The organism is Proteus genomosp. 6 (genome assembly GCF_040139785.1).
Taxonomy (GTDB): domain Bacteria; phylum Pseudomonadota; class Gammaproteobacteria; order Enterobacterales; family Enterobacteriaceae; genus Proteus.
In genome coordinates this window covers 177,463-195,951 of the sequence record NZ_JBEEVJ010000005.1, presented here as the reverse complement: position 1 = coordinate 195,951, position 18,489 = coordinate 177,463, and the positions used below count along the sequence as shown (strand labels likewise).

Annotated in this window: 14 protein-coding genes; 7 read left to right on the top strand and 7 right to left on the bottom strand. The window is 33.6% G+C overall.

Translation table 11 applies throughout. From position 1 onward, the window contains the following. Positions 1 to 180: 180 nt before the first annotated feature. A complete protein-coding gene (gene hrpA, locus ABN212_RS08525; RefSeq protein WP_349443107.1) occupies positions 181 to 4,077 on the bottom strand; it encodes an ATP-dependent RNA helicase HrpA in 3,897 nt (1,298 codons plus the stop codon). Between the two features lie 233 nt (positions 4,078 to 4,310). On the opposite strand from hrpA, the gene ABN212_RS08520 reads away from it, so the two are divergent. The 5 genes from ABN212_RS08520 to ABN212_RS08500 all read left to right on the top strand — a co-directional run bounded on the left by ABN212_RS08520 (position 4,311) and on the right by ABN212_RS08500 (position 9,564). After that, positions 4,311 to 4,934 (top strand): FMN-dependent NADH-azoreductase, encoded by a 624-nt coding sequence (locus tag ABN212_RS08520; protein WP_198620014.1) that lies wholly within the window; start codon positions 4,311 to 4,313, stop codon positions 4,932 to 4,934. Positions 4,935 to 5,272: 338 nt separating this feature from the next. Next, on the top strand, positions 5,273 to 5,824 hold the full coding sequence (locus ABN212_RS08515) for a fimbrial protein (protein ID WP_198625662.1): 552 nt from the start codon (positions 5,273 to 5,275) through the stop codon (positions 5,822 to 5,824). A gap of 93 nt (positions 5,825 to 5,917) precedes the next feature. Then, the gene (locus ABN212_RS08510; protein ID WP_198625663.1) at positions 5,918 to 6,619 is read left to right on the top strand and encodes a fimbrial biogenesis chaperone; all 702 of its coding nucleotides are present in this window, start codon (positions 5,918 to 5,920) and stop codon (positions 6,617 to 6,619) included. Then, complete coding sequence (locus ABN212_RS08505; RefSeq protein WP_349443106.1) at positions 6,609 to 8,978, top strand: fimbria/pilus outer membrane usher protein; 2,370 nt, start codon at positions 6,609 to 6,611, stop codon at positions 8,976 to 8,978. The genes ABN212_RS08510 and ABN212_RS08505 overlap by 11 nt, the downstream gene beginning before the upstream one ends. A gap of 22 nt (positions 8,979 to 9,000) precedes the next feature. Then, entirely contained in the window at positions 9,001 to 9,564 is a 564-nt protein-coding gene (locus ABN212_RS08500) for a fimbrial protein (RefSeq protein ID WP_349443105.1), read from the top strand. Between the two features lie 96 nt (positions 9,565 to 9,660). Here ABN212_RS08500 and ABN212_RS08495 read toward each other — a convergent pair whose 3' ends face one another. Genes ABN212_RS08495 through ABN212_RS08485 form a run of 3 tightly spaced genes read right to left on the bottom strand, consistent with a single transcriptional unit; the run spans position 9,661 to position 12,843 of the window. Beyond that, positions 9,661 to 9,993, bottom strand: coding sequence for a YdbL family protein (locus ABN212_RS08495; protein WP_198620009.1), 333 nt, complete (start codon positions 9,991 to 9,993; stop codon positions 9,661 to 9,663). A gap of 10 nt (positions 9,994 to 10,003) precedes the next feature. Next, positions 10,004 to 10,210: a YnbE family lipoprotein gene (locus ABN212_RS08490; protein WP_100159376.1), complete on the bottom strand. Its 207-nt coding sequence runs from the start codon at positions 10,208 to 10,210 to the stop codon at positions 10,004 to 10,006. After that, positions 10,207 to 12,843 (bottom strand): YdbH family protein, encoded by a 2,637-nt coding sequence (locus ABN212_RS08485; protein ID WP_349443104.1) that lies wholly within the window; start codon positions 12,841 to 12,843, stop codon positions 10,207 to 10,209. Before ABN212_RS08485 ends, ABN212_RS08490 begins: the two co-directional genes overlap by 4 nt. Before the next feature lie 149 nt (positions 12,844 to 12,992). On the opposite strand from ABN212_RS08485, the gene ABN212_RS08480 reads away from it, so the two are divergent. Beyond that, positions 12,993 to 13,991 carry a 2-hydroxyacid dehydrogenase gene (locus ABN212_RS08480; protein WP_109372260.1) on the top strand — a complete coding sequence of 333 codons (999 nt, stop codon included), beginning with the start codon at positions 12,993 to 12,995 and terminating at the stop codon, positions 13,989 to 13,991. A gap of 89 nt (positions 13,992 to 14,080) precedes the next feature. On the opposite strand, the gene ABN212_RS08475 is transcribed toward ABN212_RS08480, so the two are convergent. From ABN212_RS08475 to ABN212_RS08465, 3 genes are all read right to left on the bottom strand, one after another. After that, positions 14,081 to 15,679, bottom strand: coding sequence for a methyl-accepting chemotaxis protein (locus ABN212_RS08475; protein ID WP_349443103.1), 1,599 nt, complete (start codon positions 15,677 to 15,679; stop codon positions 14,081 to 14,083). Between the two features lie 520 nt (positions 15,680 to 16,199). Next, positions 16,200 to 16,676 (bottom strand): NUDIX hydrolase, encoded by a 477-nt coding sequence (locus tag ABN212_RS08470; RefSeq protein WP_198620006.1) that lies wholly within the window; start codon positions 16,674 to 16,676, stop codon positions 16,200 to 16,202. Between the two features lie 66 nt (positions 16,677 to 16,742). Next, positions 16,743 to 17,363, bottom strand: coding sequence for a TetR family transcriptional regulator (locus ABN212_RS08465; RefSeq protein ID WP_198620005.1), 621 nt, complete (start codon positions 17,361 to 17,363; stop codon positions 16,743 to 16,745). 90 nt (positions 17,364 to 17,453) lie between these two features. On the opposite strand from ABN212_RS08465, the gene ABN212_RS08460 reads away from it, so the two are divergent. Beyond that, positions 17,454 to 18,368 (top strand): helix-turn-helix domain-containing protein, encoded by a 915-nt coding sequence (locus ABN212_RS08460; RefSeq protein ID WP_109372256.1) that lies wholly within the window; start codon positions 17,454 to 17,456, stop codon positions 18,366 to 18,368. The last annotated feature ends 121 nt before the right edge of the window (positions 18,369 to 18,489 follow it).

Here is an 18,489-nt window from a genome sequence, read left to right as displayed (position 1 = left end):
ACTTAAGTCAAAAAAATTCCCCTGCTAAGCTGTTTTTTTTAATATCGATGGTTAGGTAGTTATAAATTAAGAAACACATTGTATGTTGTAACTAATAAATAGTTAGCTATTTATTAGCTAGGCAATAAAAAACCCACAAGAAGCATGAGTTCCCGTGGGTTTAAAAATGTCACTATTAAATTAGTTAAAACTAACTTGTTCCATCGCCTGCAATATACGTTTATCTGATATTGGATACGGTGTACCTATCTGTTGAGCGAACAGGCTTACTCTCAGTTCCTCTATCATCCAACGAATATTTTGCACTTCCTCTTGCTGCTTTTGTTTCTCTGTTAGCTTACCTAACCACTGTTGCCACTGTTGAATAACATTTTCAACTCTGCTCATTTGAGCGCGATCGCGATTAGGATCAATGGCCAGTTTTTCCATTCGTTTTTCAATTGCACTCAAATAACGAGGAATATCCGCAAGACGTTTCCATCCATGAGAGGTAACAAAACCAGGAAAAACTAACTGACTAAGTTGAGCTTTAATATCAGACAATGCAAAAGCAACGCTAATATCCACCCGCCCTTTTAAACGTTTATTGATGGCAAAAACTTGAGTCAAAATAGATTCAACTTGTTTTGCTATTTCGACTACAGCATCGTTTAGTTCAGCTCTGACATATTCTTGCAGTTTTTGATACTCGCCTTCTTGCCAAACTAAACCACCATAAGACGCCATTAGTTTATCAACACCACAAGCAATACAATCATCAATCAACTCTAACACTTTGCCATAAGGGTTAAAGTAAAGACCAAGTTTTGCTTTATTTGGTAATTTCTCATGTAGGTATTTTATCGGTGACGGAATATTTAATAATAATAGTCGTCTTACTCCTTCCCACATTGAAGCTTGCTGTTCAGATTCTGTTTCAAAAAGCTTAATACCCACACTGTTTTTTTCATCAACGAGTGCTGGATAAGCTTTCACTGAATAGCCACCCCGTTTTTGCTCATAACGCTGAGGCAAATCACCAAAACTCCAAATATGTAAATCTTGTTGTTCGATACCATCATCAGCTACTGCTGATAATGTTTCTTGCACTTTTTCCTTTAAGTTCTCTTTTAATTTATTGAGATCTTTACTTTCTGCCAGCGTTTTATTTTTATCGCCAACAACACGGAATGTCATTTTTAAGTGATCAGCAACTTGATCAAGTTGCCAACTCTCTCTATCAACGGTCACTCCTGTCATTCGGCGTAATTCGTTTTCGAGTTTATCGAGTAAGCCGCCTTCAACTTGAGGAACACGTTCTAAAAAAGCAGAAGCATAATTAGGTGCTGGTACAAAATTACGACGGATAGGCTTTGGTAATGACTTAATTAAGGCCACTATCAATTCATGACGAATACCTGGAATTTGCCAATCAAAACCTTCGTCTTTTACCTGATTTAAAATCGGTAATGGAATATGAACAGTGACACCATCAGCCGCTGTACCCGGTTCAAATTGATAAGTTAAGCGTAATTTTAAATTATCTTGATGCCAATAATTTGGATAATCTAGTGCGCTAACACGTTTGGCATCATCCTTGATAAGCATACTTTTTTCAAAGTTAAGCAGATCAGGTGATGCTTTTTGTGCTTCTTTCCACCATTTATCAAAATGACGTGATGAAACAACGTCTTGTGGTATTCGCTGATCGTAGAAAGTAAACATTGTTTCATCATCGACAAGAATGTCACGACGACGAGATTTATGCTCTAACTCTTCCACTTCAGTCCGTAATTTTAAATTTTCACGGAAGAATGCATGACGAGTTTGCCAATCACCTTCTACTAACGCATGGCGGATAAATAGCTCACGACATAATAACGGATCAATTTGGCTATAATTAATAGGTCGAGAGGCAACAATAGGTAAACCATATAACGTAACTTTTTCATTAGCCATTACAGCGCCTTGCGCTTTTGACCAATGTGGTTCGCTATAGTGATGTTTCACTAGATGTTCGGCGATAGGTTCAATCCATTCAGGTTCAACGCGCGCTGCGATTCGTCCCCATAAACGAGACGTCTCGACTAACTCTGCCACCATTGTCCATTTTGGTGGTTTTTTAAATAAACCAGAGCCAGGATAAATAGAAAAACGAGCATTTCTCGCACCTGTAAATTCTTGTTTATCGGCATCTTTTTGACCAATATGTGACAACAAGCCACTGAGTAGAGCAACGTGAATACTTCTAAAATCAGCGGGTTCGCTATTAACAGGAAAACCTAATTCTTTAACAACTTGTCGCAATTGCGTATAAACATCTTGCCATTCTCGAACACGCATAAAGTTTAAAAATTCTTGGCGACATAGCTTTCTAAATTGGGAATGGCTCAACTCTTTTTGTTGAGTTTTTAAATAATCCCACATATTTAAAAAAGACAAAAAATCAGAATCTTTATCTTGGAAGCGTCGATGTTTTTCATCAGAAGCTTGCTGTTTATCCATCGGTCTTTCACGAGGATCTTGAATTGAAAGTGCGGATGTAATAACCATCAACTCTTTTACTGCACCATATTTACGTGCTTCAAGTACCATTCTCGCCAAACGAGGATCAATAGGAAGTTGTGCAAGTTGTTTCCCCATTGGGGTTAAACGATAAGCACCATTGTGGTCGGTTTCGTCTTGTAACGCGCCTAGTTCTTCTAATAAACGGACACCATCCTGAATATTGCGTTTATCAGGTGGCTGTACAAATGGGAAAGCACTAATATCACCTAATCCTATCGACGTCATTTGCAAAATAACAGATGCAAGGTTAGTTCTTAATATTTCTGGATCAGTAAATTCAGAACGAGAAATAAAATCATCTTCTGAATAAAGACGAATACAAATACCATCAGAAACACGACCACAACGCCCTTTTCTCTGATTTGCTGAAGCTTGAGAAATAGGCTCTATTGGAAGTCGTTGTACTTTAGTGCGATAACTATAACGACTAACACGCGCAAAACCGGTATCAATAACGTACTTAATACCTGGCACAGTTAATGAAGTTTCGGCAACGTTAGTGGCTAAAATAATGCGCCTGCCATTATGAGGATGAAAAATTCGGTTTTGTTCACTGTTAGATAAACGGGCAAATAAAGGCAATACTTCAGTATGGCGAAGTTGTAATTTATTCAGCGCATCAGCAGTGTCACGAATTTCTCGCTCACCGCTCATAAAAATAAGAATATCACCCGCACTTTCTCTGCTTAATTCATCAATAGCATCAACAATGCCATCGGTCATATCCTTATCACTGTCAAGTTCGTCACCACCAATAGGACGATATCTCACTTCAACAGGATAAGTTCGACCAGATACTTCAATAATCGGTGCTTGATTGAAATGCTTGGAAAAACGTTCAGGATCGATGGTTGCAGAAGTAATAATGATTTTTAAATCAGGGCGCTTAGGTAATAACTGCTTTAAATAGCCAAGAATAAAGTCGATATTTAAACTACGTTCATGGGCTTCATCAATAATGATAGTGTCATATTGTAGTAACAGCTTATCTTGCTGTAATTCCGCCAATAAAATACCATCTGTCATTAGCTTAACGAGGGTATTATCGCCAACATGATCACTAAAGCGAACCTTATAACCTACAGATCCGCCTAACGTACTTTTTAATTCATGAGCGATACGTTCAGCTACTGAACGTGCAGCTAAACGACGAGGCTGAGTATGTCCAATAAACCCCTTGATCCCTCGTCCTAATTCAAGACAAATTTTAGGGATCTGTGTTGTTTTACCAGAGCCAGTTTCCCCTGCAATAATAACGACTTGGTTATCTTTTATTGCATTATAAATAGCATCTTTCTTTTGACTAACAGGCAGGTTTTCTGGGTAAGTAATTTCAGGACAATTAGCACGACGGCGAATTATCATCTGTTGTGCCGTATTAATATCTTCTTTAATTGCACTTAATACCGCTTGTTTAGACTCTTCATTATTAATTTTAGCGACGCCACGTAGACGTTTTCTTAATCGCTGCTGCTCCCGCAACGATAATTGCTCTATTTCTTGATAGAGCGTGGCAGATGATAATGTCACCTTTTATTATCCTTTTTGAGGTTATTCTAATCAAAACTATTGAGTTCATAATATCACAACAGGCTATTTGCACATAAAGGCTTGATTAAATTTCTTAGTATATGATTTCATATAATCAATAATTTTGAATAGCATATTCAAAGGATTGTGATGTGATATTTTAAAGATTGGGTAAACTACTATTAACCAATAAATTTAAATAAATAGAACATTTTATAGACCACGAGAAAATAATGAAAAAGATCCTTGTACTGAAATCCAGCATTTTAGATAGCTATTCACACAGTAATAAAATGACCGATTACTTAATTGAAAATTGGCAAAAAAACCATAAAGACGACCTGATTACTGTACGTGATCTCGCTAAAGATCCTATACCAGCTCTAGATCAAGCCACCTTATTTGCCTTTGGCAAAGATGTTTCCATACTCTCTGATGAGCAAAAATCAGCTAGAGCTTTATCAGATGAACTGATTAATGAATTAAAAGCACACGATATGATTGTGATTGCTGCACCAATGTATAACTTCTCAATTTCAGCGCAATTAAAACATTATATCGATTTTATTGCTCGCGCAGGCGAAACATTTACTTATACAGAAGCGGGTGCTGTTGGTTTACTCGAAAACAAACAAGCTGTTGTATTAACCAGTCGTGGTGGTGTTCATAAAGATAAGCCTTCTGATTTGATTGTTCCATTCCTTACACAGTTTTTAGCTTTTATCGGTATCAATGACGTACAATTTATTATGGCTGAGGGTACTGCATTTGGTGAAGAATATGCACAGCAATCTCATCTGCAAGCACAAAAAGAAATTGATACTGTAATTAGTACAAAAAATATCACCGCAAAATAATTAATTTTATCTTTTTATAAAAGCACCTAACTAGGTGCTTTTTTTATATCTAAATATTAAAGATATATCAATATCACTTAATTTTTTATAAAAAAGACCTTATTGAGTTATAACTAAAAAACCTTAAAAGAAGATAATTCCGAAATAACCTGATTTATTAAAAATATAATTTAAGAATTAGTTTTAAAAAAAGAATTTATTCTATTATTCACGCTAAAAATAGATATATAGGATTGAATTAAATTTGATTTTAAAAAGATAAATTAATAATATTTTTTTGCTTCTAGAGATAAGAAGATTATTAAATAATTTTATTAATTCAATAAATGGAATTTTAAATGAAAAAGAATTTACTCTCAATGCTCATTTTATCTACAAGTTTTTTATCGACCCAATCAAATGCAGTTGAATATGTAGAAAATGGTATAGGTTCAGTTGAAATTAGTGGCTTAGTAACACCAAATCTTCGCTGTGAGTTACAAAATATAGCACCAATTAAATTACATGACGTTCAAGCAAATAATTTTGCAGATACCCATTTGGCAAACGTGGACGCACTACCAATTAACATTAATTTTACAAATTGTTCTGATGGCCTTCAGAATATAAAATTAAGAGTTAAAAATAATGGAGAAAGTATATTAAAAAATACAGCAAAAGATGGTAGTAATGTATCTGTTGCTATTTTAAATGCAGATGGAAATGAAATAGACTTATCAATAGCAGAAAATCCAGCATTTAAAGTAAATATTGATGGTGATGATAATACGGCAAGTTATGAATTTCTAGCCAATTATAAAAAACCAGACAATGCAAGCGCAACACCTGGCCAAGTAACGGCTAGCTTAAGTTTTGATGTTATTTATTCTGATATTGAAGACCTAAATTAAAATTCAAAAAGTAAACAAAGCTGGTTATCCAGCTTTGTTTTAACATTCCTTATTTATAAATAATAATATAATATTACTATATAACAATAGAAAATGATTAAAAAAATAATAACCACCACACTATCTCTATTTATAATCATCCCTACTTATGGTTACGCATCAATAGAAATAAATAAGGATAAATTTATTTTCATTGAAAGCAAGGGTCAGGAGATTATTGAAATAAAAAATAACACAACTAATGATTATTTTATACAAAGCTGGATTTCGCATTATGATGAAAATAATGATACTGAATTACCTTTTATTATCACCCCCCCACTTTTTAAAATAGAAAAAAATGAAAACTATTCTTTAAAAATTTTTAAAACAGATGAGATAGAAAAAAAGGATCAAGAAACACTATATAAAATAAACATTAAGAGAATACCATTGCTATCTAATTCAGATGAAAATAGAAATTTATTACATATATCAATGAATTCTGTCTATAATTTAATATATAGACCAATATCAATAGAAAAAGGTGCAAAAGATGCTTATAAAAGAATTGAGTTTTTAAAAAATAAAAATAATGAATTTATTATAAACAATCCCACACCCTACTTTATTACTTTGCTTAATGTTAGTTACAATGGTGTACTACTGATGAATAAAAGCAAAACCATACCTCCATTAAAAAAATACAATACAAAAAATATAATTAAAGAAGATGGATTAATTAAATGGAAAACAATTAATCAATATGGCGTGGAAATAAATGCAACAGATAAGGCCATAATAAATGAAGATTAAATATAAAAAAATGGAGTTCACTTTCTTTATTTTTATAATTATTTGCACCAAAGATGCTATCGCTCAGAATAATTTCCTCTCTCTTTATTCTAATTCATTTTCTAATATTAATGATGAAACGATTAAACTACTTCTTGAAGATAAAAAACCTGAAGGGTTTTATCATTCGATTATTCATATTAATAATAGAAAGAAAATGGCAAAGCTCCTTTATTTTAAAAATGTAGATAACAAGTTAACTCCTTGTCTTTCTATCAATGATTTAACTTCTCTTGGTATTGATACTTATTTTTATAAAATAACAAAAGAAAATCAGGAAATAACTCCTTTAAGCAATTATTCGATAGATTTTAAATACCAATTTTCCAATCAAAAATTAAATTTAATCATTCCGCAAAAAGCATTAATAAAAAAAACAGACTATGTCATCAATGAACAAGATTGGGATGACGGAATTACCGCATTATTCACTCAATATTCCTATTGGATTAAATATCACCAAAAAAAATCGACTGAGCAAAAACTTAATTTACACTCAGGTATTAACATGGGAGCTTGGCGTGTACGTAGTCAAAGTGGATTTAATTGGAATAAAGATCGTTATCAATCTAAGCTTTCATCAATTTACACCTATCGACAAATTAATTCTTTTTCTTCTCTTTTTTATGGAGGTAAATTTTCACCTACGACACGAATATTATCAAATGATAAAATTATTGGCTTTCAATTAATATCCAATAATTTAATTTCGAACAAAAGTCTTTATGCTAATAGCCCGATTATTGAAGGTATTGCTGATACACAAGCTCAAATTATCATAAAGCAGGGTGATAAGATCATCTATGAAACAACGGTTCCTCCTGGCCCCTTTCTTTTAAATTCATTACCTTCAATAGGAAGTGAAAAACTCACTTTGGAGATCAAAGAAGCAGATGGAAGAGTAAAAATTTCGACACACTATTTTGCATCATTACCGAATCAATTAAATAAAGGAAGTTATCAATATAATATCATCTCAGGCACATTATCTGATCATCCAAATAACAAAAAATCTCTTTTTCTTTTAGGCGAATTTTCATATGGTCTAAGCCAAAAAATCACTTCTTACAGTGCAATAAAAAAACATAATAAAAGACAAACCTATTTATCTGGACTATCTCTAGATTTAGGTATTTTAGGTGGTTTAGCGACAAATATAAGTTATGAAAAAAATAACAATAATAAAATTAAATATCAATTTCGTTATCAGAAAAGTATTCCCATGACACAAACTCACTTTACTTCGGGAATGTCTTTCTATCATTATTTAGGTAATTCATTATCAAAAAACAACATTAAAAAAAACCATTCACTATCTTTATCTCAAAATATTAATGAGTTAGGCTACTTCTCTTTGCATTACCACGGTAAAACATACCATGATTCATCGAAAGAATTTGAAATTGGAGCATCCTTTTCATCCTCATTTAATAGGGTAAATTATCATTTAAAGTATGATTTCAAAACAGAGAAATATTTTTCGGATCATTATTTTTCATTTAATTTTCATATTCCTATAGGTAATATTGAACATCATCATTGGATGAACAATCAAACAAGCTATCAAGTCAATAATAAACGTTATACAAATAGTACAAATCTAGGAGGAGCATTGCTTAATAATAATTTAGGATATTCAATAAACTATCAACATACACATCATCCTAAAAGAAAATATAATCAATTTTCTGCTAATACACGCTATCAAAATAATTATCAATCTTATAGTTTCTCTGGAAATAAATCAGAGAATAATTACAATCTTAATTTTTCAATTAATGGTGCATTAGTACTTCATTCCGAAGGTATTACTCTGACACCCCGTTTAGGAAAAACCTTTGCATTAGTGAGTACACAGGGTATTACTGGTATTAAAACATCATTTTCATCTAATTTAGAAACAGATATCTTTGGTAACCTAATTTTAAATAACATCACGCCTTATCGAATAAATAAAATCAAACTAAATGCGACTACACTCCCCCAATCCGTTGAAACCGAATATTACAGCAAGAGTATTATTCCTACATTAGGTGCAATATCTAAAATTACTTTTCCAATGAAAACAGGTTATCGTATTATTTTCAAATCAATAACCCCACTTCCTTTTGCTTCAACAGTTACCGTACTAGATAAAGAGGATAACATTATTTCCCAAGGATTGGTGACAGAAAATAATGTTATTTTTCTTTCTGGTATTCCTGATCATGGATTAATAAAAGTAAAATGGGGAGAAGATAAACAGTGTCAATTTAATTATAATTTGAGTTCCGATGAAAAGAAAAAAAACCTGATAAAAAAAGAAGTTAATTGTCTTTAATTCAAAAAAAAAAGTACTAAATATGAAAAATAAAAAATATTTCTTCTATTTAATTATAATTTTACTCTATTCATCATTTTCATTTTCATCAATACCAAGACGTGGTGATCACGATATTCCTCTAAGCTGTGATATAGATCATATTTATGAAAATACAAGTGATAGATTTTCTATTAACAGAAATGACTTTTCTTCATATGAGAAAGGAGAATTAGCGAATATTGATCCTCACATTATTCTTATTAATATAAAAGATTGTTCTAAGAGTAATGGGAATATTCGCTTAAAAATTGAAAATACGAGTATTGATAATACAACAGGTTACTTGAAAAATATGATTAGTGCTCCCGATGCAAGTAATAATATTGCTTTTCAATTATTGTACAATGAGGAAGAAAGACCCATCAATCTTAATAAAAAGAGCGAATTTACTGAAGAACTGACTGATGGAGAAGCTGAATTTTATTTTTTAGTTAACTATGTTAAAAAAGATAATATGCCTCCTGCATCCGGTTATATACGCTCAAACATTAATTTCATTGTCATGATCAATGACGATATTGTTAATTTTAGTGGTAATGATTAATTAGTCATAAAAATTAGCTACAAAAAAGCACGATAGAAATTATAATATATCGTGCTTTAAAAATAAAATGAGGTTAAGTCTGTATTTAAGATTTAGCTACTTCTTTACCCATTTTCCATTAATCCCCTTTACAAATTCACCTTCATTAGCTCTTGCGACTAATTTTTCACCTGCTAGTCGAGCAACAGAATCAGGTGTTACTTGGTTAGTTTTAGCAATTTCAGCATATTTTGCTTTTCTTGCTTGATTTATTTCATCAGCAAGTTGTTGAGCCTGCTTGTTATTAGTTTGCACAAGCTCAATATAACCACTAAAGGTTTCCCCTACTAATCCTTGTGATCTTGCTTCATCAAGCGTTAATGCTATGGCATTTGCACTGCCTAAAGCTATCATTAGCGCAAAACTTAAGAAATATTTTTTATAATTCATCATTTATCCTTTAAAAAATGGCGCTGTTATTTTTTAAGAGATCTTCAACTTGTCGGTCTATTTTTACATTAATTTCATGTTCAATTTTTACATTCATATTAATGTTAATGGGCTTATCCGGTGTGGCGACTTCTAACCGAATACATCCTGTTAATGCTGATATTCCCATCATCAAAGCTGTTAGTAAGAATAGTTTTCTTAAGAATAATGGTTTCACTCTGACTCACTCCCTAAATCTGATAAGCTCTTTTCTAACCACTCTTCCAATTGTGAACCAAATCGTAAACTTCGCCATAATTGGAAGACATTTTCTTCATGTCGATAATTTAAATTAACTTGTCGACGTTTATCTTCTAGAGGATTCGTTCCATTGATTTCTGCTTCTAATACCAACTCACCCAAATTACTTAAATTAACGCGAGTCCAAGAACGGCTGATCTCTAAATAGCGTAACCATGCCATAGCAACGCCCGCAGACATATTATTTTCATCAATAGAATCCACAAAATCCTTATCAAGTCTTAACGTTAAATAAGATGAATTAGCCAGCCAACCATCTTTAATAATCCATTGGTTATTATTAATAAAAAACGGAAATTCACCACTAACTTTACCTGATGCCGCAAACTGCGTCACTTTTAACAAAGTAAAAAGATGACTTAATTGAATGTTATCAAGAGAAATAATCGCTGCATCATGTTGTGGAATTGTGAGTTTTGCCAATGAAATGGTTCCATCAAGCATAGCAACATTCACATTAGATAGAACTAACGGTTTATTTTCTGTTGCAGGGTAAAAACCTTGAAGATCAGCCGTAATATCCGTCATGTCAAAAAGATTATTAACACGCTTTATCCGTAACTGGACAGGCTGTTTAACACCTAATTGCCATTCGTCGCCATTTAAACGCCAAGGCAAAATAAAATCTAAACCTTCTAAAACACCATCTTTAAGCCACATTCCACCTTGTTTAACAACAAGATGCCCTCCTGCTATTAATCCTTGTTCTGGTGCAATAGAAAAATCTGCTTGTGTGTAGAGTTCACCTTTATCAAGAGTGATCCCTAAATCTTCAGGCAAGAGCGATTGAAAAACATTAATAGGTTGTGAAGGCCAACGCATTTGACCTCTTAATCTTGCGCCATCCCAACGCGTATTTATTGCAATAGGTCCTATATTGGGTTTAGCACTTAATTCGCCTTTTACATTAAAATTAAAAGGGGAATCACCATTAACTGTGGCAATAAAATCGGCCTTATCTAAAAAACCACCAGCAGGAAAATCAATACGTTGACTCGCTAATTTTAGTTTTCCATTAAATACAGGCTTTTTATCATCTCTTACCCAACGAAACGGACTTTCTAAAGATAATCGAGGAGCAGTCATCGTAGTATTTTGATATTTTAAAACATCAAAACCTGTATTGAGTTTCTCAAAACTAACCACTTTATCAGCCCAGTACCCTGTTCCTGCGATATCCCAACGTGCTTTTAAAGGTAATAAATCCCCTTCTCCCCAATAGCGCCATTGCCAAGTCCCATTGTCAGGTAAAAAATCAATCGCCTTACCTTGAAAATGAATACGGTAATCCCCCCAAATGCTATCTTGGGCAACGACTATCGCATTTAAACGACCATTAAAACCATTTGATGAAAGTGTGGTTCCAGCTAAAGGTAAACGAGCATCTGTGATGGTAAGCGTTTCAGTGAGTGGTCCTTTAAAACGAAACAAAGAGCCAGATTGAAATTCAACAGTAGGATCGGTCAACATGCCAGTGACTTTAACAGGTAATTGCGCACTGGCTTGCATTAATTCTTTATTAACAATACCAGTGATTTGAATAGGGATTTGTGCATCTAACCAATTTACTGCGGTTTCAGGGATCGATATTACTAAATTCCCTTTTCCCGCTTTGCCTTCTGTCATCACGTTTAATCGTGCAGTTAGTCTTAAATCCGCCAATCCTTTTTGCCATTGAGCGATATTAATATTTACACCGCCTCGCAAAGGTTGATCCAATCCAAACCATTCCCAACGACCTTGTTCAATCACTATATTTTCGGGTGTCACTTTCCAAGGTAATAAAGCCAATGCATGGCCACCACCTTGTTCAGCAAGCGAAATCGCGCCAGATTTTCCTACCCATTCAAGAATAATAACCAATGGGTGAGCGTAGTGAGACGTCAATAGTGTCGCATCAATGGTTCCTTTTTCTGGTAATGAAGCAACATCAAGAGGAAGCGCTATTTCAGCAGCAAGTTCAATGTTATTGTTATCAGGCAAATTCACTTTGAACCGTTTAATATCAAGCCATTGGTTATCTCTAATAAAAATACCAAGTTGTACATTTTCTCCTTGGTAAGTCATTAATCTTCCATTATTTTGTGTTCTTAATTGCAAAGAACCTTGATAACGCGCATTTTCTTTTAAGAGTACATTTTCGATGTTGACAAATAAATGAGGTATTGAAGTCAGTAGTGAATTTATCTCAAGAGGAACGGTTGCAGTTTCTTCTTGCTTACTTACAGGCATCATTGAAAAACATTGTTCATCAATGGCAAGTTGCTGGCTATTAAATTGCAGTTTATCAATCTGTTCTTTTTGATAAGAGAAAACAAAGTTATCAAGATTAGCTAAAGTGCAGCTCTCTGTCTTTAATACGACGTTTTCAATTGAAACACCCATACGCTGTAATTTGGGCTGTGATAAAGAAAGAGTTACACCTTCAGGTAAGTAATAATGAGCAACAACAGGTAACCAACGAGGAATAGACACCCATAAAGCAGTGCCTATTAGGCCGGCGCCTAGTAGTATCGTCCCTGTCCATTTGATTGTTTTTCTTAACAACACATTATATTCCTTTTAAACAAACCTGAATCATCCACTTACCTCGCTAAATTGTTTATAATGATAGTATTAATTTCTTTCATATTGGGGCTGGATAATTCTTGTTTTTCCAGCCTCTGAATAAAAATTTAATCGAGAGTAGAGAAGACTGGATGAAAATCGTTTCCTATAGTACTAAACATTATGATCGTAAGCACATGGAATGGGTCAATCAACATAATGGATATCATTATGATATTGAATATTTCGATTTTAATTTAACAGAACAAACTGCAAAAAATGCCGTTGGCGCTGATGCTGTCTGTATTTTCGTCAATGACGATGCAAATCGTGCGGTTTTACAAGAACTTGCTAGCCTTAATATACGTATTCTCGCATTACGTTGTGCGGGCTTTAATAATGTTGACTTAGAAGCCGCCGCTGAATTAGGCATTACTGTTGTTCGTGTTCCTGCTTACTCACCAGAGGCTATTGCAGAACATGCTGTTGGTATGATGCTGTCACTTAATCGTCGTATACACAGAGCTTATCAACGTACTCGTGATGCTAACTTCTCATTAGAAGGCTTAACTGGCTTTAATATGCATAATCGTACTGCCGGTATTATTGGTACAGGTAAAATAGGATTAGCAACATTACGCATATTAAAGGGTTTTGGCATGAAGTTACTTGCCTATGATCCTTACCCAAACCAAGCTGTACTTGATTTAGGTGCCGAATATGTTGATTTGGCGACGATTTACGCAAACTCCCATGTAATTTCATTACATTGCCCATTAACCGCAGATAATCATCATCTATTGAATGAAACTGCTTTTTCACAGATGAAAGATGGTGTGATGATTATTAACACCAGTCGCGGTGCATTGATTGACTCTGCGGCTGCGATTAATGCATTGAAACAAGGTAAAATTGGTGCACTGGGAATGGACGTTTATGAAAATGAACGCGATCTTTTCTTTGAAGATAAATCAAATGACGTTATTCAGGATGATATTTTCCGTCGTCTTTCTTCTTGCCATAACGTGTTATTTACTGGGCATCAAGCATTTTTAACAGAAGAAGCCTTAATCAGTATTAGTGAAACAACTCTGCACAATATTAAAGAAATTGCTTCAGGTAATGAGTGCGTTAATCAGATCAAAGCTTAATTCTAGGCATTAAGAATAAATGTAATAAAAAGCCCCCTTCGCCATAGATTAGCCAAGGGGGCTTATTTTATTTATCATCGATACGACACTTATTTTCCTTGAGTGTCGATAACTTCTGTTGATTGTGTTGAATCAAAACGTGAAAGAATTTCGTTCTCTTCATCTACTGTAAATTGTGAAACCAATTTAGCTAATTGATGAGCTTCATCATCCATATTTGCTGTGATAGCTGCTGATTCTTCAACCAATGCTGCATTTTGCTGAGTAACGGTATCCATTTCACTGACGGCCAACGCGATTTGGTTAATACCCATGCTTTGTTCATTAGAAGCAAGGGCAATCTGTTGCATAAAGTCATTTACCTGATTAATGGTTGTAACGATCTCTGACATTGAACGTCCAGCTTGAGCAACCTGTTGCGAACCAACATGCACTTTATTAACAGAGTGCGTAATCAACTCATTGATCTCTTTTGCAGCTTCGGCACTGCGGCTAGCTAAACTGCGCACTTCAGACGCAACAACGGTAAATCCTCTACCTTGCTCACCTGCTCTTGCTGCTTCAACTGCCGCATTCAGTGACAAAATATTCGTTTGATTGGCTATGCTGTTAATAATGTCATTGATATCTGCAATTTTTTTCGCACTTTCAGAGATTGAAGACATGGTCTCTACCACGCTATCCATCACATTTTCGCCATTTTGAGCAGATGCCGTTGCTGTTAGTGCTAATTTGCTAGCTTCACGCGAGTTATCCGCATTTTTCTCAACTGTTGTTTTAATTTGCTCCATGCTCGCAACAGTTTCTTGTAATGCACTAGCCTGCTCCTCAGTACGGGAAGATAAATCAGTATTTCCTGTCGCAATTTCACTTGCACTTACACTGATGGTATTCACTGCATTTTTGACAGATGCGATCATATGGCTTAATGAATTTTTCATCTTATTCATTTCATTGAATAACTGACCAAATTCATTAGTACCATGATTCTCTACACGCATACTTAAATCGCCTTGGCTCATCTTACTAAATATGTTGATTAAGATTTTAATATTGCCAATAAACGTATGAGAGAACCAACGTAATATAAAGATAAATAAGAGAATAACGACAGTGCCAATAGAAATCGACACCAACATCAAGCGTTCTTGGGATGTTTTTGCAATATCGATATAGCTATTCTCAATGCCATTAGCAACAGCATAATATTGCATAGTAATATCATTTAGCTCATCCATTTTAACACTGGCAGAGTGTGTTGTTAGCTCACCTTTACGCAGTTTATCTAGTGCGCCAGTGAAGATATCCAGCAGTTCATCAAAACGCTTTATCATATCATCGGCTAATTCTCGCCCTTCTTGGGTAAGTTTTTCCGTATCTGACCAACGATGGATCTCTTCACGCGTTATTTCAATATATTCCGCAGTTTGGTGAAAGTATTTTGCTGAGGGTTTTTCATTAACGCGTAATTGTCCATCTAACCCATTAATATTTGCCCTGATCACCGCCATTTGATATCGCGCTTTGCCCATAAGTAACATTTGCTGACTGAGGCTATTTGATGAAACGAAATTATTGTAGGAGCGAGTGGAAGCATCATAACTAAAATAAATAATGCTCATAATCAACGCAAACAAAATGGCCAGCATGACCTTAACGGTCTTTTCTATACTGATATTTTTAAACATGGTCATATTCCATCAAAATATACAGAGTTTGTTATCTGTACATTTGTAAGATATCAGAATGCACTCTTTCTCTGATAAAGAGCATATTCCCTAGTGTCAATAAAATAAGGCTAAGATTTATTCATTAGAATATAAAGGCACGTAGGATCTACCTTTGTTTATAATGTCGGTAATAATGAGAGAAAACTTTAGAGTATAGTGAAAATCATTTTTCATTTATGAAATAAACGATTGTTTTAGCCACCAAGATACAAATTAACTATATAATATCCCGCAATGAAGGTGATTTTACTCAGAAAAAGATAATTTATTAATTATATTTTAGTTTTTTTGATTTTATTTATATATTTTCATATTAAGTTTTAATAGGTATATTTACCTATTAACATTAATTAATTTAATTCTGAGATTAATTTACAGTGAGTTTTAAAAGTGTTTTATTTCCAATAAAAATAAAGCAGTTTCTAAAAACCGCTTTTATTGTTTATTTATTATGAGTAATTTAGCTTTATTAAGAAATTTAAATAATTTTTTCTATTAATAGTTTTTCAGTTAGTTCAATAAGTCTTATCACATTTAATGGGGTTTCTATTTTTCTAACTTCTTCCAAAGAAAGCCATTGGAAAGAATTATTTGTTAATCGGCTATTTTTTAGCGGCTTGCAAAGGTAAATCATATCAATGTGATAATGAAATCCTTGTTTTTTATCGTGGATGGGTTCTTTTAAAATGGCGAGAGGTTTTACAAGCTCAATAACATCATTGTTATTGAGGTTAAGGCTAAATTCAGGTTGATAGCAAAGACACTCACACAGTAAGCCTGTTTCTTCTTCTATTTCTCTTAATACTGCATCTTGTGGCTCTTCATTTTCTTCTATATGACCACCAGGTGGTAACCAACAACCTATTTTAGAGTGTAAATGGAGAAGGAATTTGCCCTGTTCATTGAATACAATGCCCGTTGCGGTGAAATGACTCTTAGGCACTTCTATTGTCATAATATTCTGATCCTTTACTCTATTTATTTTTACCCAATGTACATCACACCTATCATTATTTTTGTGCTATTTATGGTCTTTCACATTTATTGAAGATTGTTTCATTCCCATTAAAAAATCAGAAAATATCGTTTTAAAATCCTTACAAGCATTTTCAGGTAATGTAGTTTCATTTTTTAAATTAATCGCAATATGCGTAACAAATCCATAAATTAAATTAACGACAATATCAGGAGAATAGGTACAAATTTCTTGTTTATCATAAAGCGTATCTACACATTTTTTTATTCGAGGAATAAGAATTTGTGAATCAATTTCATCCCATTCCTTCCAACCTAAAACGGAAATTATTTCTTGTAGGGGAATAAGCTTATCTTTATGTTGATAAATATGATCAACACAGAAACTAAAAATAGCCTCTAACTCTTGCCATTGATCATCATAGGTAGGAATTTGAACCAGTTTTTCAACAACCTTATCAACCTGAAAAAGATAGCACTCTTTTAATAAGGCTTTCTTATTACTAAAGTGGTGATAAAACGCCCCTTTCGTTACTCTTGCGTGACGTGATATTTCATCAACAGAAACATCACAATAGTTTTGATTTATAAATAGTTCTTGTGCAGCTTCACGTAACGCAGAGCGCGTTTGCTCTGAATTCTCTTGTTGCCGTGATTTTATTTTCATGATAAAACCCTTAAAACATACCATAAGTATGTAATAATATATGGGTATCAGTTTCGTGTAAACTGAACAAAATATTTTCAGGAAATCATCATGTCATCTCAGTACAATGGGCTTATCCCCTCCAATACCTTATCCTCATTTAATATAGAAATTATCAAAGAACTCCTTCTCTGGATTGAGGTGAATCTGGAAAAACCGTTGTTACTTGATGATGTGGCAATTAAATCAGGTTACACAAAGTGGCACTTACAACGTGTATTTAAACAAGCAACGGGTTTAACGCTTGCTTCGTATATTCGAGGAAGACGTTTAACAAAAGCTGCAACAGAGTTACGGTTAACAAAGTTACCTATTCTCACTGTTGCATTGCGTTATCAATTTGATTCTCAACAGTCATTTACTCGTCGCTTTAAAGCAACATTTGGTGTTACACCAACGGAATATCGTAAACTTGATAATCTTTGTGGTAATAATTTCCAGCCCCCCATTAATTTTGATGTTATTGATTTACCTATTCCTAAGATTATGGAATTACCAGACAGTTATGTTTACGGCATGCAATATCAATATTTTTGCTCTATAGAAGATATTGGCAAATTACATGAAGATATTCGTCATCAATTTTGGAATGATTTTTTACTGTATACTGATAAAAATTTTACGGAAAGTACGGTGCTTATCTCATACCAACCCAATACTTTACGTAAAAATAAAATCCAAATTGATTATGAAATTGGCTTGAATAACTTAGATCATTTTACAAAAACCAGTGGTTTTAGAAAAAGAGTGATAGAAGGAGGACGTTATGTCCGATTTCAATTTAAGGGAACATTAGAAGAATATAAGCAGTTTGCGATGAAAATTTATTTTTATACGCTACCTGCATTAGGTTTATGTCGTCGCTTAGGCGCTGATATTGAAAGGTATGTCAGTATAGAAACTGATGTTGATTTAATGGAATTACCAAAAACCTTAGAGATTGATTATTTCGTTCCCATCCATTGATGATCCTCAAATAGCTTGAATTTTCAGGCTATTTTATTAAGAGCAGATTAATTTCATAGTGACTATCTGTGCGATAAATTTTTCATCACTTGTTTCTGTACAATAATTCACTAAATTAGCT

Excerpts from the sequence above, each read along its gene's own strand:
- ABN212_RS08520 (WP_198620014.1), top strand. The coding sequence starts at position 4,311 with ATGAAAAAGATCCTTGTACTGAAATCCAGCATTTTAGATAGCTATTCA.
- ABN212_RS08515 (WP_198625662.1), top strand. The coding sequence starts at position 5,273 with ATGAAAAAGAATTTACTCTCAATGCTCATTTTATCTACAAGTTTTTTA.
- ABN212_RS08510 (WP_198625663.1), top strand. The coding sequence starts at position 5,918 with ATGATTAAAAAAATAATAACCACCACACTATCTCTATTTATAATCATC.
- ABN212_RS08505 (WP_349443106.1), top strand. The coding sequence starts at position 6,609 with ATGAAGATTAAATATAAAAAAATGGAGTTCACTTTCTTTATTTTTATA.
- ABN212_RS08500 (WP_349443105.1), top strand. The coding sequence starts at position 9,001 with ATGAAAAATAAAAAATATTTCTTCTATTTAATTATAATTTTACTCTAT.
- ABN212_RS08495 (WP_198620009.1), bottom strand. The coding sequence starts at position 9,993 with ATGAATTATAAAAAATATTTCTTAAGTTTTGCGCTAATGATAGCTTTA.
- ABN212_RS08480 (WP_109372260.1), top strand. The coding sequence starts at position 12,993 with ATGAAAATCGTTTCCTATAGTACTAAACATTATGATCGTAAGCACATG.
- ABN212_RS08475 (WP_349443103.1), bottom strand. The coding sequence starts at position 15,679 with ATGTTTAAAAATATCAGTATAGAAAAGACCGTTAAGGTCATGCTGGCC.
- ABN212_RS08470 (WP_198620006.1), bottom strand. The coding sequence starts at position 16,676 with ATGACAATAGAAGTGCCTAAGAGTCATTTCACCGCAACGGGCATTGTA.
- ABN212_RS08465 (WP_198620005.1), bottom strand. The coding sequence starts at position 17,363 with ATGAAAATAAAATCACGGCAACAAGAGAATTCAGAGCAAACGCGCTCT.
- ABN212_RS08460 (WP_109372256.1), top strand. The coding sequence starts at position 17,454 with ATGTCATCTCAGTACAATGGGCTTATCCCCTCCAATACCTTATCCTCA.